Raw genomic sequence first — 25,113 nt, 5'->3', positions numbered from 1 at the left:
TTCATCTATGTGATTATGAATTAAATCTTGATTTATCATGGTGCTGTCATTGAACATGTTTAGGCTATTTTGAGCATTTTACCTTAAAACCGTTGATATGACTGGTTTATATGAGGGGATGCTTAAGCTTGTTAGCTAATCTAATTGTTAAAACCTAGACTTAATATAAGTATTTTGAATCCCTTGGTTTTACGTGTAAATATGGCTACTAATAATGTTATCTGTACTGTTGAACGCAAACTTCCAGTCATCCCATTTCTTTGTGATTCTGATAAGGAATTAAGGGATAAAAAAACTACATACAACCCTTACATTACTTCAAGGTATCGAACTTTAAATCAGGCGTGGAAAAGCGATTCTGAAATTGTTTACCACATTAGCGAGGCTCAAACTCAAGGTTTGTTTCCATGTAAAGTTGAGACATTTCTAACAGCATCTAAATTATTAGAAACTGAAAGTAAAAGGAATCCAACAAATACATATATACCTGAGGATTCAGCCACACAAAGAGAGCGGTTACACCTACTCAAAGGTGGAGAATTACTCGAACAAGTTGAACTTTTAGTTAGGCAAACAATTCACAACCCTAAGCGCTATAACATTACCTACAAAGAAATCAGTGATTGTATTCTTTGGCTTGCTCACATAGATCACTCTAGAGCAAATCAGCTTTTTTTAGATGTTAAATCTAACAGCACCTTTCAGAATGGCCATGTCAGTATATTTCAAACACAAAGAACTCTAGATGGATTGAAACCTTCTCAGCAATCGGTAAACCAACCCAACTCACTTGTATTCACTACGCAAGAACAACGAGCTTTGCACAGGTTTTTACCTACTTACACATATACGTGTTCTAATTTGGGAGGTAAAGAGTTGTTCGCACTTGATGTCAGTTTAAGCTCTGAATTCACTTATATTCCAAGTGAGTTTGATGAATTTCATAAATTGAAAAGCTTGGTAGATAAAATTAGTCAAAAACAGATACTCCCAGATTCTGAACAATTCATAGCTCTGCATACATGCTTAAAAAATATTGAAGGCAGTATCTCCGGAAAAGTTAATCCTTATCCAGAAATTGGATACTTCGAAGCGACACTAATGAAAATCAAAGCGTGGCTTGATAATCTCTCCGTCAAACAAAGCTAACTACCGTGCCAAATACGGTTCATTTCATCAAAAAGACTTCAACTAGAGCAGTGAAAAATTAAAATTTTAGAAACCCAAATGTAATCCAATGCTATCCTCTCATTCGCATTACACCCTGCTGTTTTAAATTCAAACGGATTTAAAGGTGATAACACCTTAAGATTAATCAAAATAAAGGAAATATCATACATGGTAAGTTAATCGGGGTAGACATCTACTACATCTGACAGTTCTCTATTTACGGCTTATACAATTTTGGACAAATCATTTTTGAATAACTCAATCACTTGCTTGAGTCAGGGTAATGTAAGCTCTAAGAGATAAGATTACGAATTGAGAAGTAAACTTTTAAGTTGGCGATCAATAATGATTTCTTCTGATTTTACAAACGTAGCAACTCCCCCTATACCTGAACCACCCAAAACCTTCAAAATAGGAAACACCACATTCGAATACCCTGATGACAAGACCATTGCAGAGTGCGAACAACTGGGACAAGAAATTATTTCTAAATTCCCTCCAAGTCAATATTGCTACATTGGTTTTGGTTATCATCCACACATATTGTTCGCATGGTTAGAAGCAAAAAATATTTCATCTGATACAGCACAAATTCCACTTTCTGAATTTAGACTTTGCCCACATGATGGTTACGGGCTTTATCCTATCAAAGCCCCTATATTGCCAACTAGCCAGCAATGTGAAATTCTGTATCAACATTTCGATACTTATTTAGAAGATTTGATAAAAACTGCTAAACATTGGCTTATTATCGATGTCGCAGAAACTGGAAATAATTTATGCTCTGCAGGCTTTGCATTATCCCATTATTTAGCCAGTCACAATGTAGAAAAGAAAATAGAACTATTAGCTATCGCAGAAAATGATCAAATCCCAAGCACATATTTTAACCTCGGCATGAATCTAGCCATGGTTCAACCAAATACTGGAGTTCAAAATTATGTAACGGGCTTAGAGCTTTTTATTATTCTAGGAGGTGGCACTGACATAGCACCATTTCAAAAATTCAACTGGCAAGATTTGAGAGAAATGTCTGAAAGCCCAAAAAAAGTAGAACCTTCACCTCAATACCAAAAATTAGTGGAATATTTATCATCATGGAAAAAACACCCGCAACTTGATGTAGCATGGGGCATTACCCTAACAACACAAAGCACAAGCTGACTTTTAGAAAAAAGGATTCGTTTAATCAGAGGTAACACTGTTAACTTCTAGTGACTGACCATTCACCTGAAAACGTTGATACACTCTAAATGCTCCTTGACTCAGCGGTCTTCTTGATAACGGACTTGTTGTTCTACCTTGCTTAAGCCAATCAATCATTGCTGTTCTTGAAACTTCCCTCCATACCGGTTCTTCTTTAATTTGTATAATTTCATTTTCTGTCAGAGGTTCATGGCTAACTGGGCAAGTCAACTCTTTGTTAAAAGTGAATTCGACTGGGTTGGGTATGGATTGAATATGCTTAATAAGCGACTCTGCTAACTGTGCCCGTTGATGAAGTTTTGCCATAAACTCTACTGACGTCTTCATAAAAAACCTGAGTTGCTTAATATGCGTTTTTTCAGCTTTACCTCTCATCGCTAATCGGTTCATAAAAGTAAACTGTTTAATTACCTTATCATTGAAGCTCTCTAGGCAGAACGCTATTTGTTTTACACTTCCTTTAACTATAAATGCAGTATATGTACGGAAAACTGTACCCAGTATCATAGGTACAAGACACTGATGTTTTTTTGAGTCGTATTTATCGCGCAAAACACTTTGAAACCTATACTCTACAACACTTCTATCCACTGGTTCAGGAATAAAAACTTTAACTGCTGTTGCTACAAAGTGTGACTCACCAAAAAAGTCCATCATTGTGTGTTCAATGAGTTTGGTGAAATTATCAATGTCTTGATTTTCAAATGTGTTCACCTCGTATTTGTTGAATTCACTCAATGCAAATTGATACATATCAGGGTGAGATTTTGCGTACTCTTCCTCAAAACGAAATCTATATGCAGTTTCAAAATCTAAAAGAGGTGATGGAGATAGTGAAGCCATAACATTACGATGATCTTATTGATATTCAATGTATTATCTATGTTTTTTATCCAGTTAACTAATTAAGAGATGTTAATCTGAGCCTATCTTAGCGCTAATTCTTAAACTGACATTCTCTGTGAAAAGCCAAATAATCTTTATGTTGTTTGGATAGCGCTACCTTCATATGGTCATTTATTCCCAACGCTTGATATTCATCAAGTTGTTCCGAAATGAGAATTTTACCCGTACTTTCAAAGCTGATATAACCAAGGTCAAATGCTTTGTCGATGTTAGCTAATAGTAATAAACCGTTAAAAGGATCATGGCGTTCAGCATTATCCGATTTTGACCAAGGCTTTATATGGGACGCGATTAAAAAATCATTATTTTGATAACCAGTTACAGCACAGCCATCCCAGTATTGAATGAGATCCTCCCTAAAACGCCCTTGCCCTATTCTCGTATTCACCATTAAGGACTTTTGAGTCTCACTCATTTCATTATCACGAATAATCAAATCAATGTCTTGTTGCACTTCAGCTTGAGTGATATCAAGCAAAAAGGCTTTATAGCTGTTGAGAGCAGCAGAGTACATACCGTTGCCCTTACGGTTTTTTACTCTGAATTCTTCAGCTTTATCTATGTTCGAAATCAATTGTTCAAATTCCAAAATAATTACTGACTGAAAGCAAACTTTGATAAACATAACCAGAATCAGAGCCTGACCCATTAAGCCAAGATGGAATAGAACTTTTCAGTGCTCCTAAATAATTTTTAACTGTTTTTTCTGACTTCCCTAGTTTTATAGCCCAGCGAGCGTATTGTTGCTCCAGCGTATCTAAATTGGCTGTTAAAGCATGTCTTAAAATCGGCGCAGTAGTAGAGCTTTGCAAATAATCAAAAAGTTCATCATCCAAATAAGCAAAATCAACAAGGTTCCTAACCCTAGCATTACTGATTGAAGTTAATCTTTCGAATTCAGTGCTATTCTCAGGCTTAACTTTAAGGTGCCAGAAGCCTGAAGAACGCAAATGATAAAATGGCAAATGAGGGTTTTCTTTGTCGCCAGACTGCTTGAATCGATTAAAGTGCCAGCTGAACCGATTGAGTAAAGTTTCGTCGAAATAAATTTTATTTTCGTTTATGTACCCTTGCGCTATCAAAGCCATGACAGCAAAAAGCATACAAAGCTTGTGAGGTTTAGCATGCCCCGATGAACGATCAGGGTTTATGCTTTGAAATTTATCAACGTAAAAATTAAGTGACATTACAACAACTACTTTAACTGCGGTTACCTGATCCAGAGCATTTTAAAACCAGTTTTACTCAAGAGCTAATTTGGAACAATAATTTTTCAACCTAAAAACATCAATTGGCTACGTTCTCAAGCTTAGAAAAAATGATTGCTAGCAAGGCGTAGCTTGCAGCAAGTAGTTGCTCTACTTGAAAAAGTTACAACGCTACTTTCGGGCATTTTAGCAAGCTTGTGAGCATAGAGCGTTTCATTCATTCGGTGAATGATAAAAAAGTTGAAATTATCCCTAACTCAGATAGATGTTAACTTATTGAGAGTTCAACTGATGTTTTTAGGTTCAAATAGCAACTTTGACAAGAAGCGCATTGAGCCATTGTTCATCTTCTCTACTAGGGCGAAGATCAGCACTCAACCACAGCTCTTTAATATGTAATTGAGTATCAACTAAATAGCTAGGTAGAGAATCTCCATTCACATTAGTAAACCGTCTGCCACCACTTTCTACTTCTTAATTACCCAGCTTAAACGAACAATAAAACACACCACCGACATTTAAAAACTGTGCAAGATGATGAAACGTTTTATTCAATTCTACCTGAGGAACATGCAGCAGTGACGCACACGCCCAGATTGCATCATAGCTTTGCTTCTGTACTTCGAAGCTTAAAAATGTCGAATGAAAAACTGCAAGTTGAGTATGAGCTTTCGCTATCTCGGCCTGAGCCACAGCCAGCATCAATGATTAAACCGCCTTTAGGAATGTGAGGTAAGAATCGATCATACAAAGGCTTAATATTCACGTTAATTGAGCTATCATAAAACGCTTGAGCGTTTTGGTTGTAGTAGTTTAGCGTCATAGCTTACATCTTATTTGATTTTTTAATCATAAGACCATAATAACAAGGGACAATAAATTTCTAAACTGCCTGTGCGGCAGATGACTGAGACGCTCTTGTAAATGCAGCCAAGAATGAAAGCCTCACCTCTCAAATAGAAACTACCGCAATTGCAATGCAAATTGTCTACCACCTTTATCTGCACAAAATTTAAACTGAATTTTTAAATATATTAATATATGACATTGTATAAATTGACTTGAACGTATGTGTAGCGATGCAACTTCCTCAAGATAAAAAATAATCGCATCATCCATCCCCCTAAAGAGCCTTAAAATCATCATATAAATTTCTTGAGCAGGTATAATTTTAAACTCTCGCTTAGCTAGCGTTTCTTTTGCAGATGGCATAGCAAGACGATGAATATCGTCACAAATATTAGAAATTAAACAAGAAATGTCATGAACAAGTAATCTCATATTCGTAATCATAAATTCAGGGGTAATAAAGATTCCCAATAGCTCTTTCAGTCTAGATAATTTCTCTTCCGCAAGAGAAGACAAGCTTGTTAACGACTCTTCTTCAAATTGCTCATACCCATAACCACTGGTAACGTATATAGAAGGACTATTCGGTACAATCATTGGTGCAGCCCATTGGCGTACTGACTGAAAATAAGGCGCAGTAATAATATGGGAAGCTCCATTGCTTGGTAATGCTAAAGGCAAATGTTGAGGGAGCACCGTAAAGTAGTACTGAACTTGTTGAGTAATCAAAGGCGGAGCTTGTGTTGGCAAGATTACTGGGGTTGACTGAAACTCTCTCAAAGCTAGCGGTTGATTGGTTATTAAAGCGACTTCACCCTTGGCTTGTGAAACATCGGAGCCAGGAAAAGGAAGGCGTTTAGTCGAAGGAGTTTGTTGCTTAATTGTTTCGAGTGATACAAGCTTACCCGAAGCATGAAATTCATTAGTTTTCGGTTTAGGCATCCTATCTTTAGGCGCCAAACCAGAGCCCTTAGCAATTAAATCGGGCCACTCTTCAGTATCGTTAAAATCGAATTTAATGTCTGATTCTGTAAGACTTGGCTCAAAAAGCATTGTTTCACTTGTTAACTTATTAGTTTCAGTCGAAACTGTTGATGCTTGTTGATCACTTTCAATACTCGCATCAAAATTAGGTGATATTATTTCTACTGTGTTAATAGGAGAACAAGACGTTGAAATACCATCATGTGTAGATGTCATTGCAGCGCTCGCACCAACCAAAGAGGTGCTATCTGAAATATCAGTTTCACACTCTATCTCTGTAGCAATACTGGGGGAAGCTTGTATTGTGGAAGTGTTCTCGATATGAATGTCTTCAACTGCTTGTTCGCTTTTGTCTAACTGGTTATTATATGAGATATTCTCCTCAACTGTAGAATGCAGTGTAACTTCGATGCTTGTCGGCATAGCAGAAGGAGCATCAAACCAAAAGTCTTCATCAGCTGATGTAAAAGAATCTTCATCATCAGATAAAGCGTTTTCTATTTCATCTGATTTAAGAACTTTAATAGAACTTAATTCAATACTTAAATGCCCCAAAGATAAGTGGTTGTATGCTTCAATAAAGCTTATGAGCAATTGATGACGACGACTCATTCTGTCAGTTTTTTTTGAAAACTGATTTTCAATTTTCACACACCAGCAATTTATATGAAATAAATCCTGTACATCTACACTAGCCTCATCATTCATTATTTTTGACGTTAATTTATCAATCCAGATATAAAATTTATCTTTTGTTGGTTCAAAACATAAAACTGGCTTTAATTGATAAAATCGGCTGACATCCCTTATCTGTTCTATCAATAATGGATCCTCTGCCAGTTTTACAAATGAGTCATGCCATAATTTACATAAAGCAACATTCCATTGGGCCTGAAGATCTTTCAAACTAGGATCATAGCTATCAGGTATTAACCTAACACAAGCGCTATATACTTGTACCTCTTTCTTGAGTTTTTCAGCATCACCAATCACATAGGTTTTCTTTTTTTTATTAAATGAGGAATGTTTCAAACTCATTTTTAGTGGCAATACTCTTTCATTCATAAACCTCATAAACAAAATATGAAAACTTTGAGCAGTTTCTTCCCCATGATTCCATTGGATTTCACCTATATGCTTAAGTAAAAACTCAAACTCTTCGCTTGCCAACAAATAATTCGAACTATCTAAATAACTTGATGCTTTCTTAAGCTTAATTTCTATACTTTTTTTATGAACGGCTCCAGTTGTTGAGAAGTGATGTTCAAGCGCAGCACGCTTAAGATCCTTAATCTCATCAGGTTCTATAAAAGGAACATCAACGAGTCTATCTATTTCTATATGATGCTTTCTGCAAAAACCATCAAGTAATGATTTCAACTTTCTTTCTTTTGTGATAAGGCAACTTATCTTTCGACAGCGTTCAAACTTTAACAACTTATTTGTAAAAATAACAATTTGTTTAATCTCAATTTTATTTTCGTCTTTATAACTTAATTCCACTGAAGAAAAAAATCGGATCAACAAAGATAAAACAATATCAATAATATCAAAGTCAATTATTGTTTCGCAGTAATTAAAAAGTATCCCCATGTGCAAACATAACACTTGCTCATTTACAGGCGAAAGTGAATCAAGAGCATTTATAAAATAAAAACTCAATGTCACAGATTTTATCCACAACCATCTATCAGCACCATCTACAAAGTAAATAGAAGCAAAGCTATCAACCGCTAGAATTAGATATTTATAAGGCTGCATCGCTTTTATTAAATCGGGTTTACCCTCACTAAAACACGGTAGTCTAGCTCGAAAACAATCATCTATTTTTTTGAATATTCTATCACATACAAAATCTTTTATATCAGCAATATGCTTAGCAAAAAAATGGTAACACACTCCCTCCTTGTGTCTACAGTTTAATCTGATTGAATCTGTCGCCAATTTAATTGCTTTTTCAAACTCAGATTGATTTATCGCTTGATAAAACTGAGAAATAGACAGGTAAAGGTTTGTACATATTTCGAGTTCACCGACTTGATTTGACAAAAATTTTGCAATAACCATTTTAGCTTCAGCATTCATAAGAAATTGGTCATCGTCCAATTTCGATATGCTGTCCATCAATATTTCTTGTGAAGTGTCACAAGGGAATAAGAGTAATAATAAAATACAAGTTATCACTTCATTTGATATTGCAAGTTGCATTTTTTTTGTCAACATTTCTGATGACTTTACCGTTTCAGGCACTTGCCTGTACAAAAGAAACAATTGCTCTAATACAGCTATGTGAGAATCCAGATTAATAACATTACTCAAATTGAAAATTCTAGAGTGATTTATTATCAGCATTGTGATTTCCTGTACTAATAATTTTTTTTCACAAGTCGTTGCTTCTGGTTTCAAGCAATGTTGCTCAAATGAAACCCAATCTTTATCCTGTAAAAACACAATTATTTTTCCAGTCTGAACTGAAGCTTTAAATAATGTATTATTGTCATAACACTCAACTAATCTATGTATATTTTGAAACCCTGGCAAATCTAGTCCGTCTCGATATAAATATTTGTAAAAAGGCTGAAATCTACTCATAACCGCCCTTAATGATTTATAGTTAAACTCGCCCCCTCTGGTTCTTGGGAAATACAATAAAAAACTTAAATATTGATAATTCAAACGAATAAACCTGCAGTAAATCTCTTGTGCCTTTTTAAATAATGAGCCATAATTCTTTTCATCAGATACTAAAAAAAGATAATAAAAAGCAGTATTAAAATGTTCAGCATTAACGCCTAATAAATCAACATCACACATTTCATTGTAATAATCTATTTCTTTGCTAAGTAAATTCAAATAGTGGCAGCCTATTTTCTTTTTAGCTAAATCAACTTTCCAGTTTCTGGTAGAAGCACTTTCTTCACCAGTCAGTTTTAGTAGTTCTAGTTTCCTCAAAACAATTCGAAAACACACACCATTAAGCCCTCTAGAACTTGGATTTAATTCAGTTATAACTTTTATTACAGACTCTAACTTTTTATTAAAAAGAATTTGTTTAAGGCCCTGTTCATCACGAGCATAGTCATGAGTAGAACCAATAGCCATTACTAATTTTTTTGGGTTAGATATAGGTTTCTTCGCTTGATGTACAACTATTTTTGTATCAGCTTTTTTGTGGCTAACATCATAACATTTTCCTTCTCGCTTTTTTTCACTTCTACTTGTAAGCGTTAACTTTTCCATTCTCCCCTGTTCTTGGTTGGGCTGTAGATATACTTTATGATGTAATTCAGATTTAACCGTTGTCACTTTAAGTTTCTCATTGAGTATAGTTTCTTTGTTATCCTAATGAATGAAATTGATAAATTAGGGAGAAGGGAGAAGAGTTTCCATTGGATTATTTATCGATTAGTTTACTAGTTATCTATATAAGTATATAAGTAGATACATTCACAAAACAATATAGATTAATATTAAAACAATATAGATTAATGTTAAAAAAATTATTTATTGTTAATTATAGATTCCGATATCACAGACTTTGATTTTTATATCTTTTCTCTACATTTACCGCTGGATAAAAACCTTTACAGATTCAGACACATCAGCAACTAGTTCACTAAGCACAAATTTAAAAATTTAACACAAGAAAATCAAATTAATGTTTTTTAATCAGAAACATGAACATCAGCACTATAACATCACTAAATAGGGTACTCATTTTTCTATGTATCTGATGTTTAATATGAATCAGTTCAACACCTTATTCCGAAGTTATAGAGGCTAAATGTTCTTAAAATAATAGCCTGAGCACCTAAAAGCTTATATGAAACCAAAATTTAACCAAGTAATTGCAACGGCTAATTTATGAAATGCCATTTTGAAGCGGCATGGGGAATTAATTGCCATTAATCAAAGTGATAATAAATTGTTCTTAGGAGAATAACTATGTAGCATTTTGAAAACAGAAGTAATGTACCAGAGTATTTATATGTCAGTTCATGTACCTAGAACATCCCAAATAAACGACATTACTATTGAAGTCAAAAGTACAAACAAACTCAAAGAAGTTTGTTTTGCTGAAGGGAACAGCCATAAGCTGACGGTCACTCGATCAATGTGTGGTGAGGTCGAATACAAGTTAGAGGTCAATCAAGATTCAAGCGCAAGTGATGGAAATGAAGTCTCACAAACCAGCGCGATTGGTAACTCTGTCAGTAAGCTATTTTCCACACAGAGTGATCATAAGCAGAGAAGCCGTGTGGCTCCCCCTATTTGTTGCACTATAAGCGATAAAATAAATTTACAACAGTTTAACTTATGGTTAGTCGATGGTAAAACAGAAACCATTTATAAATACAAACCTGCCCACCAGTCAATTGATTCACATTCAAGTTATACCATGAGCCCAGCACCGGGTCTTACCGTAACTAATACCCAAGGCAATATGTATTTCCAGATAGACCATAGTAAGTTGAAAAAACAAAGCAACGGTGAAGTGTCATTCGAAACTAAGTTTGATTTTGCCATAAAGGGCGATGATGAATTAGTTGAAACCGTGAGTGTTAGAGTCACTTCAAAAACAGGTGTTGAGGATTTGAAACTTGAAGTCTTCCTAAGTACGGGTGAGCCGTTAGTATTCAAGCGCATTCCTTTTGTACGGACTTGAGTCAATAAATCAGACCGATGAAATTCCATTAATTGCATTTTGTATTCAGTCATTTTCTTTCATTATTTACTTCAAGCGTATGCCCACGTCAGGGCTAAATTTAGTTATTTCTGTATTTTAAAACAGCTACAAATTTAGAGTTTAAGCTTGTATGTTTATGTTATGATAATTTTTATGAGGTTGACGCTGAAACAGATAAACCAAAACATTTGGGCGATATTGTGCAATCTAGATTTAAACTCTAGCCCTTTTGAGTGAAAACTTGATTGACAATAAAGTCTCTTTTTAGACACCATATTGTCCACTTAAATATTCAGCTAGATACCGTCTACCATGTTAAAATTATTCGTTGGCCATTGTATGTCAACGTTGTATTTGTATACGGTGAGATGAATATCAGTGACATGAACGTCTAACGCATTTTGAACTTCCTTATTCTTTAATTGAGCAAACTTCTCTAAATCAAAGCCTTGGTAAGTAGGAAAAATTAAGTGCACTATTTTTCCTTCAAACTGGCATCGGCCATTTTTATTTACCAGAAAATGAGTATGCGGTTTCTTCAGCTGAGTAACTTCTATTTGTGCTTTACAGTTAAACCTTCTTCCATCAATGTTTTTGCCATTATGTGAGGCTGCGTGAGCTGGAGCAATTGAGATTAAGAGTATAAGTAAGACCTTCGACACTTTCGAATTGACCATAAAAAGTCACTCCCTAAACTATGCTTTGAACGATTGTTAAAGAAATGGAAAAGCGTAACTACTCAGATTACGCCTTGTTTGAGGAAATTGAAATTACATATATTCATATCGGCAAAGATACTATCAATGTTATCCACAATTTATTCCAAAGATAATTTATACAATTGCACCAGATCTGCACATTTATGCAAACAGCTAGTTTTTAGACTCAAAAACACCATTGTTATTGTTAATATCCCCGCCGTTAATCAGTGAATAAAAACGCATAAAGCCATCAAGCGCTTGAATCGAATCCCAGTGTTCAACGATCTTCCCATTCTTCAGACGCCATGTATCTATAATATTCAATCCTTTTTTATCATTGCCTCTATCTTCTTTGTTCAAAGTCGCATGAGAGTGAAAGATAACGAAATCACCATCGGCATAAATATGTTTTACGTCATAAGTATAATCTGGATAATCCTCAACGAACTCTTGTAAAAATTCGGTTAACCCAGAAATTTTATCAGGTAAATTACGGTTATGCTGTACATATGAGCTGTCATTATAACGTTTGAGGATGTGATCAAAATTATGATCGTTCATAAGGTTTTGTACAAAATCGGTAACTAAAGCCACATTTGATCTTTCATGTTCTGTCCAATTATTTTTTTGCAAAGCTTGTAAATCTATTACTAAAGACTCTTTACTCTGTGCATAAAGCGAAAAGCTTGCTAACACCAGCAAAGCAAACAGGATAAATTTTTTCATGATGTTCTCCATAAATATCAAGTAAAGTATCACTTGAACACCATGGTATACAATAGTAACCTACACAACAAGAAGGCACTTAAGAATCACTTGGTTACATGAAAGTAACCTGTGTAATTAATTTAATCAGGGTTACTGAATGACAAGTCAAATGAAAAACAACGAAAAATCTTCAAAGCGTATTTTTCATAACACCGAAGAATGCCCAATCCGCAATGTGGTAGCTCAAATGGGAAATAAGTGGTCAATGCTCATCTTATTTGCGCTCGTAGATGGTACAGACAGGTTTAACTCTCTCAAATCTAGAATCGTTGGAATTTCGCAACGAATGCTCACTCAAACACTACGGGACTTAGAGCGTGAAGGATATGTGAGCAGAACAGTCTATCCAGAAGTTCCTGTGAAAGTTGAATATGAACTTACCAGTATGGGCAGAGATCTAGTTAAACCTTTATATCAACTGGTAACATGGGCGGAGACACATCATGAAGATATTAAACATTGTCGTAAAATTTATGATGAAAAAGCTAATGGTTAGGCTTACCAAGAAGATCCTTGGAATATATCAGACGACAATTAAGGCTATTGGCCGAAGAAAAGAAATTAATGAAACTTGGTTATACCTTTTACACCAAGCAAGGGAGAAATAACAATCACCAAATACACAGAGATAAATATGAAACGTAAGAAAGCAAAAATACTGATAAAAATCTTCTTGAAAGTACGTGGTTCTGGGCAGAGAAAATCTAACCCAGATTTTATTTGAAATATACCTGATAGAAAGTTGGTAACTTTCATATCATGTCTGAATTACTCGATCTTAAAACTTTTCCCAACGTTGATTTGCACCACCGTGATAACGGTACAAAGAAACATTTGAGTGGTTCTGGCTTCCATTAGTATGAATGGCAACATTCGGGTTTGCACGAACTCGAATAGTATTACCAACAAAGTCAAATTGCTGATGCTTGATATATGGACTAGAGAGGGAAACGCAGTCATAAATCACTATGCTAGCATTATTGCTATGATTATTTTGCGTGTCTAAACATTTATTCCCAACGATATTGCGTATTTGTCCCGTGTGTTTGTCATATTTCCATCTTTGAGCAACAGTATTGTTACAAGAATATAATTGAACGTTATTGCTATTATGGAATTGACCGTTACTCACATCCATACACAGCCCAGAGTGATCTTTTAATGAGAACCCATAGTCACTTTGACGAATTAGCGAGTTAATTTGGGCTTTAAGCTGGCTATTGGTAGCCGTTAAGCTCGCTTTTTCTTGAGATAACGCAGTCTTATCCTGTGAAAGTCTGCTGTTCTGAATGGTCAACTCATTCACTTTACCAATTTGTAGATTTTTTTGAACTTGCTCTTGTGTCAACTCAGTTTGAAGGTTTTGTTTTTCAACAATCAATGTGCTTCTTTGTTCTTCTAGTGAGGACTTTTCGCTTCTTAAGGTGTTAATATCATTATATTGCTCTAATGTTGAAACTTGAGTCATCGTTGGAGTATCTTCAAGCACATCATCAAATAACCCGATTGCAGCACTATATTCTTGTTGACCGCTAGCTTTAAAACCGAAGAATCTACCATTGTTATTTACTAATGCTGGCGCTAAAGGTTTTTGTTCACTGCTTGAATCTACTAACTCACGCTCAATATAACGAGCATTGCCAACTTCAATGTCTGGAATTATATACAACCAATCCGTTTTCGCACCTTCAATTAAATCACTTTCTAGTATCGGATTTACAGTAGTGAAAAGAGCATTAGAAGATATTCTAGTATTTGGGATGTTAACCGAAAATTCGAAAAAATAAAGCCTAACAGGTTTATTTGTTACAGTCACATTTGGGCCAATGTGAGTATCTTCTGGTTGTTCAGTTTGAATTTGATAACCATTTGCATTAATCACCCAATTCTTTAAATATGTTACTTTGGGTTTGCCTATAAATTCTCGGATATTTGTTAACTGGGGTAGTTTTGTATTATCTCTACCTTTAGCAAATCCCTGAGTTTTCATTTTAATTTGGAACTGTAGATCTTTAAACTTTTCTAAGTTTGCCAATCCTTCCTCAAACGCACGATTTACACCATCCTCCGACAAATGTGTCGTTCTAATGATTCCGTACCACTTTATTGAGTTTACATCAACCGTAATAGAGCGACTTGTGTCGTGTCTTGCCCATAATGGATTAGTGATTGATGATTTCATTGGAACCCGAGATGCTGACAATGCATGAGAGTGACTATCTATTAGATACTGCTGTAGATTAGTAAAGTGTTTGAAGTATGAAATTTCTTCAGCCTGCACAATTAATGGCGCAGAGAACACTAATGCGATACTAAAACTTATTTTTTTTATTGAGCGATTGAACATCTTTTAACCCCAAAATTACATAATTAGTTTTTATTAAAATTAACTTTAACCAAACGACTATAGAGACCAGCGGTAGCTGTAAAAAATTTCGAAATAAGTAAAGTTTGTATTTTATTACAGTACAAGCACTTAGAAATTTTGGTGAATATTAAATCAGCAGATGTATGATAGAAATCTTACCAGAGCAATCACTCAAATTAATTCAATTCGTTAACCACAGATATTTCTTTATGATTTACTTGGCTTTCCTTTTACAATTAATAAATATGTCTAAAGGAAAATATTGTATGAGACGATATCAAACTTACGTCTTATTCATCTAATAGCAAAGACTACTTTGTAGCATTGTATTTCAAACACAGGTTTTGTGATGAAAGCTTGTCATCAGTACCATCCCCCACATACTGGCAACTGGGGTTTAATGTTGTCCCAGTGCAAATAACTTTCCCGCCATCACAGGAAGGCAAGACCACAGAAGTTCCTAAAATCATATTCATACGGATATTACGCCCAGATACTCCAATAATTTTGCCATTAAATGGGTTGGTGAAAGAACCTGTACTCGCTCCTGAATAACATGGACTCGATGTTTTACAATGACTGTCGTGACCGCTGGTGTTTGGGTAAAACCCAGTGTAATCAACGTACATGGCGTAGCCGCCTCGATTGTCTATTTCTACGGTGTCTGTTTGAGCGTGTTGAACTTGTAACGGCACTGTACTGGCCAGTAAATTATCTGAATTAAGCTTGAGTGAACTGCTACCGATTAACGGGTTATCGTCATTCAGCAAAAGGTCGACTGTGCAAAATTCTTCTGGGTCGAGAGTGCGATTGTGGCAGGTATTATTGCTGATAATACTGGTGTATTTTTCCTCAGAGGCCGTTACGTTCAGATTTTTAATTTGGTAGCCAAGGGTATTTTTAAAAATTAGTGTCGTTTTAGGTTTTGACGCATCGATTGTTACGGCATCAATCGGATTGTTTGATGTTGGCTCTGTGAGTTGCAGTGCTGACTGCCCTGTAAAATGAATGAGTTGTTGCTCTTCTTTTTGCACACCAAAGTCGTTATCTGTGTAACTGAACTTAATAGAATTGGTTTGCTCTGGAATATACGGACTTGATTGCACTTTGTAGTAAATGACACAACTTGCTAATGGCTTTAGGCTAATGTTATCAATTTGTTTTCCTGATGAAGTAGACAAGCAATTTGCTGGATTTTCATTACTATCATCAGCATAAAATATCGGACTACTGCCCTCGCCTTCTATTTGGGGTAATGTGATGGTGAAATTATCGATTTGATGTCCGGTGTAATTGGTGATTTTCAAATAACCATAGCTGTTTTGGGTAAGCTCAATCTCACCCAAGTTATTGCTGTGTGAATCAACAACGGATAGACCTTGGTCATGCGGGAATGCTCCTATGGTTACGGGAAGACTGTAGCCATCAATATCATCAGCCGAGATTTGCAGCTGAAAACGACCATTTATCGTAGCACTTTTATCCAACATGAGTGTTAAGTCGCAAAATCCTCCCAGTGCATCTAAATCCGGTTGAGTCGTGCAACTGCCCGACGTAACCAGTGGAATATGAGTTTTGGGTTGAATAAAGTTTGCCGTAAAATGATGCGCTACGGTCGCACCAACATTGGTAAAGCGAAGTAACGTTTGCGAGCCAGCCTGTAAATCGACATCATGAATACTGGTTAAGTTGTTAATGTTTTGATTTCCATACGGCGAATGAGCAATAACGCTACCCTTTGAACTCACTTCTAACATCATTACACTGTCGGAAGCCGGTACTTTGTCTGGATTATTAAGGGTAAGGCTATAGGTAGCGTTATTTGCATTGGCAGGAATGTGGTAACTTAACGTACAGGAATCACCTGATGCCAAGGTAACTGAGTCATCAGCTAAACACCCTGTATCAGCGAAATAGCTACGTAATAATGAACTGTTATCTCCACCATTCAAAAACTTCATGTTCAAAACGATATAACCATGATCACCGACATAGGTCACATCAAGATGTCCACTATCACCAGCGTTAAGGTTTAATTGAGACAAATACTTACCGTCTTTGCGGAACCTTAAGTGAGGAATACTCGTCTTTAAATTTATATTAAAGTGAAACCGTGTAGACACTTCTCCAAAAGGGCCCAAAACTGTGAATCCAACATCGAAACTTTCGTTAATCGGTGGGGTATTTTTTAAGTTTCTAAAATCATAATCCAATGTACAAGTATCATTACCCGAGCCATCAGAACTTTCCATGGCTGAAAAGTCGCTTTTACCAAAACAAGTTCCACTAAAGGCATCCTTTAGAACTTCAGGAATAACGATATTATTAGTGACTTCACTAGTGTTAAGAGGACTGTAGTTTACATTTCGAAAAATAATGCTGCCGTGATCACCTAAACTATTTGAATTTAAAGTGGTTAATGGTTTTGGGCTTGAATCATTAGACAGCAGAAGGACGTCTAGATACCTGAAAGCATCGTTACAGATAAAATCATCAAACCCTGAACATAAACCTATTTTGTTATCATCACTGAAAACAGCAGCATCGAGGTTAATAAGTTTGTGATCTTGAGTAAAAGGCAACTTTTTTAATATTGCATTAGCATTATCAGGTGCTTGATAACTATCTTCAGCAACAGCCTTTCCTGTTGGGAAGTCATCTATTCTTGTGAATTTTTTTTTCGTTTTGTAGGTAATCCAATACCTTCCATCTATTTTATCAATAGATGCTACATTTGATTGAAGTACCGCCTGAACTCTATCTCTGCTACCTCCAATATAATTACGGTTTATTAGTCCACTTTCATCATGAATTAACGCGCCTAAAAGCGGATACCTCAAACTGTCTTTCGTAGACGAACCACCTGCCTGACCAGCAGCAGCTATTATTTGCTGCTGATGGCTTGCATCCGGAAGAAAAACAAAAGCTGGAAAATAGTCATCTGAAATAAATCTGACCTTTAATTTCACACTTGAATTATCAAGATCTATTAAAACAAATCTTCCAAATTGACCTGAATTATTTTTGGAAACCAATGAAAAATAATATTGCTGCATATTAGGAAATCTAGGGCTTGAATATGGATAACGTCTAAACTCCAAGATACTGTTATAAGGGCTTAAAAGGTAAAGGCCTTCTGCCTTTATAGCGGTTGTATTAGCAGCAATGTGACCATCTTGATTGATTTTAAAGCCATATATATCACTACTATTTTTTTGTGTGACGTAAACAAGGCCCGTTGAGTTGTGAATTTCAGGTACAGCAGATAAGTTAGGGTCAATAAGCCCTAGCACCTTTTTTTGCATACAATGTTCAAGCCTATAATCAATGAGTTCGCATTCTAAAATGCTATTACTGAGTGAATTAATGATCTCAACAACATTAAAATTGGTGACATTGATGTCGGTTGGCTCAAATAAAAGAGGCAAAGCTTGTACAAGTGAACTGCTTGACATTAAAACCAAGAAAAACAGAAATCTAAATCTCATGATTTTCCTCCACAATTAGAGTAATTCACTATCAATTAGTTGTAATCCAATAATCTTAAAAACATAAGTTGAACGCTCAATAAGTTAACATCTATCTGAGTTAGCGATAATTTCAACGTTTTCATCATTCACCGAATGGATGAACTCTCTACGCTCACAAGCTTGCTAAAATGCCTGCTAACAGCGTTGTAACTTTTGCAAGTAGAGAAAACAAAACCCAAACATTACAATGTTAGTTCGCCTTAAGAGGTGGGGAATTAAACCCTAAGTGATTAAACTGTAGGCATTGATTCTGTGGTGATGATGGGTCATCGGTACCATCCCCTTCGTAACGACAATAAGGATTCAATGTTGTCCCAGTACATACAATTTTTCCTCCATTGCAAGAAGGCATCGAAACGGATGTTCCCGCTACCATATTTAAATGTAACGAGCGACCCGGCAATGCAATAATGTTGGTGTTAAAAGGGTTAGTAAACCACCCCGATTCTGCATTAGCGTAACAAGAACCCGATTTACAGTATTTATCACCACCAGCATTGTTTGGGTAATAGCCGATATAATCAACGAACATGGAATAGCCACCGCGATTATCAATTTCAACGTTATTCATTGGGGCTAAAGCAATTGAAATGGGAACCACCCGAGGTTGAAGATTATCCGCAGCAATTGTAAGACTGTATTTACCAAATAATGGGTACTCATCATCTAGGGAGAAGGTTAGGTTGCATTTTTGTCCCATTTGCAAGCTTTGCTTTTCACATTCAGCCCCATTGAAAATTCGAGTGAGTTTGGGATCTGATAAGTTAAAGTGCAGATCATTAACTTTATAATTAGATGTATTCTCCAACGAAATAGTTACCGAAGGTTGTGAAGCATCAAAATCAAGGTGATCTATACCACCCTCACCTTTTGGGTTAATAACATTTATTGCATTTTTATTTGTTAGATGGATTAACTGCTCTTCAGTGTAAGCAAGTGATTGTTCTTCATTGTGGTAACTAAATTGAATTGCAGCATCTGTATTATCGGCATAAACGTCAGCATTGACTCGGTAGGCAATTTGGCAACTTGCAAGTTGAGCTAACGCTATATGATATTCACCAGCGACTCCACTCCCTGTTATACAACTTGGTAGCCCATTGCTCGCAGCTTCATAAAATATACTATTATTCGGCTGCGCTGATTTAGGTGATAATTTTAGATCAGGTAAAGTGATCATTAAATCATTAACAGAATGACCAGTATAATTGGTAACCTTTAAATATCCTTGCGAACTTTGATCAATATTAATGCTACCAAGCAAACCATTCTTACCATCTGAAACCCCAATGCCTTTGCTTAAAGGAAACGATCCCACTGTAATGGGCAAGTCATAACCTGCATAATCATCGCCCGAAATATGTAACTTAAACTTACCTAAATCTGTCGTATTTGAAAGTCGTATCCTTAAATCACAATATCCTTCAAGTGCTGTTAGATTAGGATGCTCTGTACAATCTCCATCAAAAAATATAGGAAATGGTTGCTGTGGCGGTTGACTAAATTGAAGTGAGAAATTACTAACATCGACCGCACCAAGATTGGTAAACCGAATTAGTGTTTCGCTATTGGGTTGTATATTAATACTATGTAAACTGGTTAACGTTTTCTCGTTTCCAGAATTAATCGGTAGACTGGCAATAACATGTCCTGCAGAGGACACATTTACGTTCAAAGTACTGACATATGATGGAACACTGTCTGGATTATTAAGTTTGATGACGTAGTTTTCATTATGTGCGCTAGGGGGAATATGATAATTGAGTTCACAACTTTGGCCTGAACTCAGTGCCGGAGCATCGGAAGCTAGACAACCTGTATCAGTAAAATAACTTCTTAATGTCTCGCTATTTCGGCCAGCATTTAAAAAGCTAAATTGAGGTATGGCAGATTCAGTATTACTGTTACTAAAACTAACTTCAATGCTGCCGCTATCTCCAGAATTTAAGTTTAAGTCAGAGTAAGGCAAGCTATTATTGTTGAAATAAAAGTGAGGAATAGCAGTTGGTAAGTTGACATTAAAGTGAAATGCTGTTGGTACCTCGCCGAATGGGCTTGCCACAGAAAAACCAACATCAAAGCTTTCATTTATTGGCTCAAGATTAGCAAGTTTTCTGAAATCGTAACTTAAAGTACAAGCACCATTATTTAAATCGCCAGCATCAGATCTTGACGTAAAATCAACTTTATTCAAACAACTACCACTGAATGCCGCAGTGAGATTATCAGGGATCACAATATTACGCCGAATTTCATTAGCATTTAAGGGGCTGTAATTTGCATTTCGGAAAATCAAAGTACCATGGTCATTGGAGTTTGTTGAGGTGAAGCTGGTTTCTGGGATATCATTGCTATCATTATTAGAAAAGAGCACTTCTAAGTATCGAAATGCATCAGAACAAACAAAGTCATGCCCACCACTACAAACACCTACTTTATCGTCATCTGCAAACGTAGCAAAATAATCAGTATTATTAAAACCGTTAGGATTTATTTTTCTTATTGTCACATTACTGTTATTTGGAGCTTGGTAAAAATCGGGAGCTATGGGTTTACCATTTGGGAAATCATCATATCTGGTAAATTTATCCTTGCTGGTATAAGTCACCCAATATTTACCGTTTACCTTGGCGATTGAGGATACATTGGGTGCTAAAAAACTGGGTGTTCGATGTGGGTCCCCTCCTTGATTATATGAACTCAGCAACTGTCCTTGCTGATTAAATTTACTTGTAAAAGGAGATAACATGCTTTGCTCATTTAGGCTCCTTCCAACATTTCCAGCACCGATGATATCATCAACTAAACTTCCTGTAGAGGCCGTTAACGTAAATGCAGGCAAGTATACTTTATCGTAATTTTGCCAGCCTACCACGGCAGCGGGCACTCTATTTATATTTAAGTCGATTGAAGCCAATTGCCCATATTTGTCTGTTGAGTTATCAGAAGCGATTGAAAGATAATACCGCTGTCTAAGATCATCCTTACTGACATAATTCGACACAATACCGCTACTAAACTCTAAAATTTTACCACTTCGATTATCAAAAGGAGAAGGTATACGAGTCGCCGCAGTATTGGGCATAATCTCACCCGTCATAGGATCAATGTCATATTCGTAAATATTGGTAGTGTTTTTTTGGCTCACAAAAATAAGAGGCCAACCTATGAAACCAGCTGGCATTTGACCTTTATATGGCGAGGTCAATCCTTTAACCGTTTTAGTTTTACATTCTTGCAGGCGATGATTAACAACAAGGCATTCCAATATAGTGCTATCGCGAGTATTGAGTATTTCAACCGTATTATTCCACTCAGCCATTAAGATATCATTAGGTTCAGAAAGATCTGGTAATGCATGTGCGGCCTGACTAGCCATTAGTAAAACTAAATATTGCAGATTTTTAAGTTTCACTTTCGCCTCCAAAATTACAATTCACTCTTTTTAATTTGTAATTCGCTACGGCATCCTTCCATTTAATAATTACGATGTTATTGGTTGTTCTCCATACATTGATTCTGCTGAGAAGACTGATTGTCTGTACCATCCCCTTCATAACGACAATAAGGATTCAGTGTTGTCCCTGTACAAACGATTACACCACCATCACAAGACGGCAGAGTAACAGATGTACCTGCCACCATATTCAATTTCAAACGGCTGCCTTGTATGGCATTAATGTCAGTATTAAAAGGATTAGTAAACCAACCAGTTTCCGCACCAGCGTAACAAGAACCAGCTGAACAATGGCTATCATTCGCCGCTTTATTGGGATAAAAACCTTTATAGTCGACAAACATAGAATATCCGCCACGATTTCTGATTTGCACATTATCTAATGGCGCTTGCTGAATTGTTAAAAGCACCTTTCTTGCTATTAAATTACTGGCAGAAATCAGCAGTTCGTAATTTCCAAATAAGGTGTGTTGATCATCAAGTGTAAAAGTAATAGAGCAAGATTTACCCGCTTCAAGAGTGCCTGTACAAGTATTGCCTGTTACTGTTTGCATCACATTGTCGTTAGCAATATTAAGATTTAAATCTGTGATGGTATAGTCTTGGTTATTAGTGAGTACAACATTGGCGACAGGCCTTGATGCATCAAGTTGAATTGCATCAATGCTCTCACTTTCACCTTTAAATCTTAACTGTATCGCGGACTGATTATCAAAATAGAGGGACTGTGTTTCAGTTTGCATAGCCCCATTTTCATTTAAATATTGAAATTGAATAGTGGCATTTTGAGGCGATACACTAACACTTGGCTGGACTTGGTAATAAAGATGACAACTTTCATATTTATCTAATGATGCGTGATAGTGGGTTTCACTGCCTTTTATACAGCTACTTTGATCTTCAGAGTTTTCATAAAAAATAACCTTGTTTATATGCAACTCAGGAGACGTTAACGTTAACTCTGGTATATTAATATCAAGGTTACTGATTGAATACCCCGTATAATTTGTAATGTTAAGGTAGCCTTTAGCTGTTTGGCTTAACTTTATTGTCCCCCAATTACCTGTATTGGAGTCTTCAACCAACAGACTCTTGTTATCAGGAAACCCTCCGATTGTAATTGGAATATCGTAAGGAGTAATATCATCACCTGTAATATGGAGTTGGTATCTACCCGTTTTCGCGCTACCATCTGCTTGCATAGTCAAGTTACATAAACCTTTATTGACATTTAAATTGATTTGTTCTGTACATGATCCTACAAAATGAATCGGGGGATAATTCTCGGGCTGAGAAATAGTAGCAATGACATTATGAGCAATGGCGCTTCCGATATTAACAAGCTTTAATCGTGCAAGATGCCATGGTTGAAGATATATCTTTCGCACTTCATTTGCGGCTAGATTACTATTACTTGAAGAAAAAACAGGAATTACATGCCCCCTAGCCGACACATTAATATATAAGACATTTAGTGAATCAGGCACATCATCTGAGTTATTAAGATTAAGCGTATAGGAATTATCCCCAGTACCGACCGGTATATGGTAAGTCAATGTACAGTGTTCTCCGCCTTGTAATACTGGCACTTCAGGAGCGAGGCATCCTGAATCGGTAAAATAGCGCCTAAAGTTATCGTCAGCTAGATTGCCCTTCAAAAATTGGATATTAGGCTGCTTACTTATACCTGAATTGTTTGTGTATTCAACATCAATGGTTCCTGAATCTCCCGCATTAAGTTCAAGTTGAGATAAAGGCTCTCCATTTTTAGTAAATCTTAAGTTTGATATAGCTTCAGGTAGATCGATATTAAAATGAAAAGTGGTTTCAACAGGATCAAAAGCCCCCGTTACCGCAAACCCGACATCAAAACTTTCATTGATGGGCTGCAAATTGTTTAGGTTTCTAAAGTCAAAATTAAGAGTACAGGTATCATTACCTGCCTCATCGTCATCTTCTTTTGCTGTAAAATCCGTTTTATCTAAACACGTTCCAGAAAATGCTGCGGTCAAACTAATTGGTATATGGAATTGGTTTGTTACTTCAGTAGTGTTAAGAGGACTGTAGTTCAAATTATGAAAGATAAGTGTGCCATGATCTCCAAAACTATCTAGAGTCACACTCGATGTGGGCACATCATTACTATTATTCAAAGATAAAGTCACATCAAGATAACGAAATGCATCCATACAAATAAAATCGTCAGATCCAGCACAATTGCCAATTTTATTGTCATCGGCAAATACAGCAAAATAATCAGTAATTGATTTTAAGTGGCTAGCTGTAACTATTTTCCTTAACGTGACGTTAGAAGCAGCTGGTGCGTGATAATTGTCCTCATCAACTTTCTCACCTATAGGAAATGAATCAAACCGAGTAAATTTCTTATTACCTTTATAGGTCACCCAGTACTTATCATTGATCTTCGCAATAGACGAGACATCTGAGCCTACCGTTGCCCCTCCTTCCATGCCATAATTGCTGTATTGCCCATTAATACTTAATGCCGAACCTAAAACTGGTCCATAAACAGCCATTGGAGTAGCCCTTGTTCCAATATGACCAATTGAAGCAACAGGCTCTGAAGCTCCATTATCTTGTGAGCTCTCAAGGAAAAAAGCTGGAAAATGAGCATAACTTGAAACAAACCAGCTGTTGACAGTAATGTTATTTATATAAGATAAATTTAGAACTAACGAACCAAACTGACCATAATGTGAGTTTGAATTAGCTGGTGTTTTTGAAAAATAAAACCGTTGTAGTAATGGATTAACAGACGAAAAACTCTGCTTACTACTTTGAATATCTAAAATACTACCACCTGCTGCATCAAATGGTGATGGAGTTACCAAGGTTGCCACCGAACCAGCAGGTATTTTACCTGAATACACTGAAATTGGGCTCCAATAAATCTCACTGCTATTTTTTCTGGTAAAAAATACTCGAGGAATTCCCACAAGTGAATCTGTGACCACGGCTCTATAAGGTTCGATCAAACCACCTACACTGCTTGTTTTACAACCTTGTAGTTTCGAACCAATCACATTGCATTCTAAAATTGTGTTATCGCCAGTATTGGTAATTTCAACCGCATTATTTTCAATCTTAACAATATCATTTGGCTCAGATAAATCAGGCAAAGCGGAAGCAAACTGGCTAATTAAAATTGAGAACCAGAACAATAACTGTCTACTTTTCATGCTTATCTCCAAAAATAGGGCGTTGAACTTTCAGGATTATATTTTGTGCTATTTGAGCACTTTTCTGTTCAAGGCGTGA

At 36.1% G+C, this 25,113-nt stretch carries 17 protein-coding genes; 4 read left to right on the top strand and 13 right to left on the bottom strand.

Annotated features, from left to right (window positions below; genetic code table 11):
- Window positions 1–201: 201 nt before the first annotated feature.
- Together D5018_RS08835 and D5018_RS08830 are read left to right on the top strand one after the other, a co-directional pair.
- The gene (locus D5018_RS08835; protein WP_121838645.1) at window positions 202–1,149 is read left to right on the top strand and encodes a hypothetical protein; all 948 of its coding nucleotides are present in this window, start codon (window positions 202–204) and stop codon (window positions 1,147–1,149) included.
- Window positions 1,150–1,515: 366 nt separating this feature from the next.
- Entirely contained in the window at window positions 1,516–2,334 is an 819-nt protein-coding gene (locus tag D5018_RS08830) for a hypothetical protein (RefSeq protein ID WP_121838644.1), read from the top strand.
- 21 nt (window positions 2,335–2,355) lie between these two features.
- Here the strand turns inward: D5018_RS08830 and D5018_RS08825 are convergent, their stop codons facing one another.
- The 7 genes from D5018_RS08825 to D5018_RS08805 form a co-directional block, all read right to left on the bottom strand.
- On the bottom strand, window positions 2,356–3,219 hold the full coding sequence (locus tag D5018_RS08825; RefSeq protein ID WP_121838643.1) for an RING finger protein: 864 nt from the start codon (window positions 3,217–3,219) through the stop codon (window positions 2,356–2,358).
- 94 nt (window positions 3,220–3,313) lie between these two features.
- On the bottom strand, window positions 3,314–3,856 hold the full coding sequence (locus D5018_RS08820) for an HNH endonuclease (protein WP_165905027.1): 543 nt from the start codon (window positions 3,854–3,856) through the stop codon (window positions 3,314–3,316).
- 4 nt (window positions 3,857–3,860) lie between these two features.
- Window positions 3,861–4,247 (bottom strand): hypothetical protein, encoded by a 387-nt coding sequence (locus D5018_RS21550; protein WP_133309263.1) that lies wholly within the window; start codon window positions 4,245–4,247, stop codon window positions 3,861–3,863.
- A 546-nt stretch (window positions 4,248–4,793) separates the two neighbouring features.
- Complete coding sequence (locus D5018_RS22110; RefSeq protein WP_243637408.1) at window positions 4,794–4,931, bottom strand: hypothetical protein; 138 nt, start codon at window positions 4,929–4,931, stop codon at window positions 4,794–4,796.
- A gap of 33 nt (window positions 4,932–4,964) precedes the next feature.
- Window positions 4,965–5,192, bottom strand: coding sequence for a methyltransferase domain-containing protein (locus D5018_RS22105; protein ID WP_243637409.1), 228 nt, complete (start codon window positions 5,190–5,192; stop codon window positions 4,965–4,967).
- Complete coding sequence (locus tag D5018_RS22100; protein ID WP_243637410.1) at window positions 5,092–5,313, bottom strand: tRNA 5-methoxyuridine(34)/uridine 5-oxyacetic acid(34) synthase CmoB; 222 nt, start codon at window positions 5,311–5,313, stop codon at window positions 5,092–5,094. The genes D5018_RS22105 and D5018_RS22100 overlap by 101 nt, the downstream gene beginning before the upstream one ends.
- Window positions 5,314–5,453: 140 nt before the next feature.
- Complete coding sequence (locus D5018_RS08805; protein ID WP_121838640.1) at window positions 5,454–9,629, bottom strand: hypothetical protein; 4,176 nt, start codon at window positions 9,627–9,629, stop codon at window positions 5,454–5,456.
- A gap of 649 nt (window positions 9,630–10,278) precedes the next feature.
- Between D5018_RS08805 and D5018_RS08800 the strand changes: the two genes are divergently transcribed.
- On the top strand, window positions 10,279–10,989 hold the full coding sequence (locus D5018_RS08800; protein WP_133309262.1) for a hypothetical protein: 711 nt from the start codon (window positions 10,279–10,281) through the stop codon (window positions 10,987–10,989).
- A gap of 317 nt (window positions 10,990–11,306) precedes the next feature.
- Here the strand turns inward: D5018_RS08800 and D5018_RS08795 are convergent, their stop codons facing one another.
- Together D5018_RS08795 and D5018_RS08790 are read right to left on the bottom strand one after the other, a co-directional pair.
- Window positions 11,307–11,687, bottom strand: a complete 381-nt coding sequence (locus tag D5018_RS08795) for a hypothetical protein (protein ID WP_121838638.1) — start codon at window positions 11,685–11,687, stop codon at window positions 11,307–11,309.
- Between the two features lie 195 nt (window positions 11,688–11,882).
- Window positions 11,883–12,437, bottom strand: coding sequence for a nuclear transport factor 2 family protein (locus D5018_RS08790; RefSeq protein WP_121838637.1), 555 nt, complete (start codon window positions 12,435–12,437; stop codon window positions 11,883–11,885).
- A gap of 139 nt (window positions 12,438–12,576) precedes the next feature.
- Between D5018_RS08790 and D5018_RS08785 the strand changes: the two genes are divergently transcribed.
- The gene (locus tag D5018_RS08785) at window positions 12,577–12,975 is read left to right on the top strand and encodes a winged helix-turn-helix transcriptional regulator (protein WP_243637407.1); all 399 of its coding nucleotides are present in this window, start codon (window positions 12,577–12,579) and stop codon (window positions 12,973–12,975) included.
- Window positions 12,976–13,257: 282 nt separating this feature from the next.
- On the opposite strand, the gene D5018_RS08780 is transcribed toward D5018_RS08785, so the two are convergent.
- The 4 genes from D5018_RS08780 to D5018_RS08765 form a co-directional block, all read right to left on the bottom strand.
- Window positions 13,258–14,826: an RICIN domain-containing protein gene (locus D5018_RS08780; protein ID WP_121838636.1), complete on the bottom strand. Its 1,569-nt coding sequence runs from the start codon at window positions 14,824–14,826 to the stop codon at window positions 13,258–13,260.
- A gap of 332 nt (window positions 14,827–15,158) precedes the next feature.
- Entirely contained in the window at window positions 15,159–18,335 is a 3,177-nt protein-coding gene (locus D5018_RS08775; RefSeq protein ID WP_121838635.1) for a hypothetical protein, read from the bottom strand.
- A gap of 232 nt (window positions 18,336–18,567) precedes the next feature.
- On the bottom strand, window positions 18,568–21,792 hold the full coding sequence (locus tag D5018_RS08770) for a hypothetical protein (protein ID WP_121838634.1): 3,225 nt from the start codon (window positions 21,790–21,792) through the stop codon (window positions 18,568–18,570).
- A gap of 77 nt (window positions 21,793–21,869) precedes the next feature.
- Window positions 21,870–25,034, bottom strand: coding sequence for a COG1361 family protein (locus tag D5018_RS08765; RefSeq protein WP_121838633.1), 3,165 nt, complete (start codon window positions 25,032–25,034; stop codon window positions 21,870–21,872).
- Window positions 25,035–25,113: the final 79 nt, after the last annotated feature.

The organism is Parashewanella curva (assembly GCF_003675895.1).
GTDB classification, from domain to species: domain Bacteria; phylum Pseudomonadota; class Gammaproteobacteria; order Enterobacterales; family Shewanellaceae; genus Parashewanella; species Parashewanella curva.
The sequence above is the reverse complement of the archived record's forward strand: the minus strand, read 5'-3'. Positions and strand labels throughout refer to the sequence as shown.

What these genes read in the sequence shown, in the direction of transcription:
- D5018_RS08835 (WP_121838645.1), top strand. Translation starts at nt 202, where the DNA reads ATGGCTACTAATAATGTTATCTGTACTGTTGAACGCAAACTTCCAGTC.
- D5018_RS08830 (WP_121838644.1), top strand. Translation starts at nt 1,516, where the DNA reads ATGATTTCTTCTGATTTTACAAACGTAGCAACTCCCCCTATACCTGAA.
- D5018_RS08825 (WP_121838643.1), bottom strand. Translation starts at nt 3,219, where the DNA reads ATGGCTTCACTATCTCCATCACCTCTTTTAGATTTTGAAACTGCATAT.
- D5018_RS22105 (WP_243637409.1), bottom strand. Translation starts at nt 5,192, where the DNA reads ATGCTGGCTGTGGCTCAGGCCGAGATAGCGAAAGCTCATACTCAACTT.
- D5018_RS22100 (WP_243637410.1), bottom strand. Translation starts at nt 5,313, where the DNA reads ATGACGCTAAACTACTACAACCAAAACGCTCAAGCGTTTTATGATAGC.
- D5018_RS08795 (WP_121838638.1), bottom strand. Translation starts at nt 11,687, where the DNA reads ATGGTCAATTCGAAAGTGTCGAAGGTCTTACTTATACTCTTAATCTCA.
- D5018_RS08790 (WP_121838637.1), bottom strand. Translation starts at nt 12,437, where the DNA reads ATGAAAAAATTTATCCTGTTTGCTTTGCTGGTGTTAGCAAGCTTTTCG.
- D5018_RS08785 (WP_243637407.1), top strand. Translation starts at nt 12,577, where the DNA reads ATGACAAGTCAAATGAAAAACAACGAAAAATCTTCAAAGCGTATTTTT.
- D5018_RS08780 (WP_121838636.1), bottom strand. Translation starts at nt 14,826, where the DNA reads ATGTTCAATCGCTCAATAAAAAAAATAAGTTTTAGTATCGCATTAGTG.
- D5018_RS08775 (WP_121838635.1), bottom strand. Translation starts at nt 18,335, where the DNA reads ATGAGATTTAGATTTCTGTTTTTCTTGGTTTTAATGTCAAGCAGTTCA.
- D5018_RS08765 (WP_121838633.1), bottom strand. Translation starts at nt 25,034, where the DNA reads ATGAAAAGTAGACAGTTATTGTTCTGGTTCTCAATTTTAATTAGCCAG.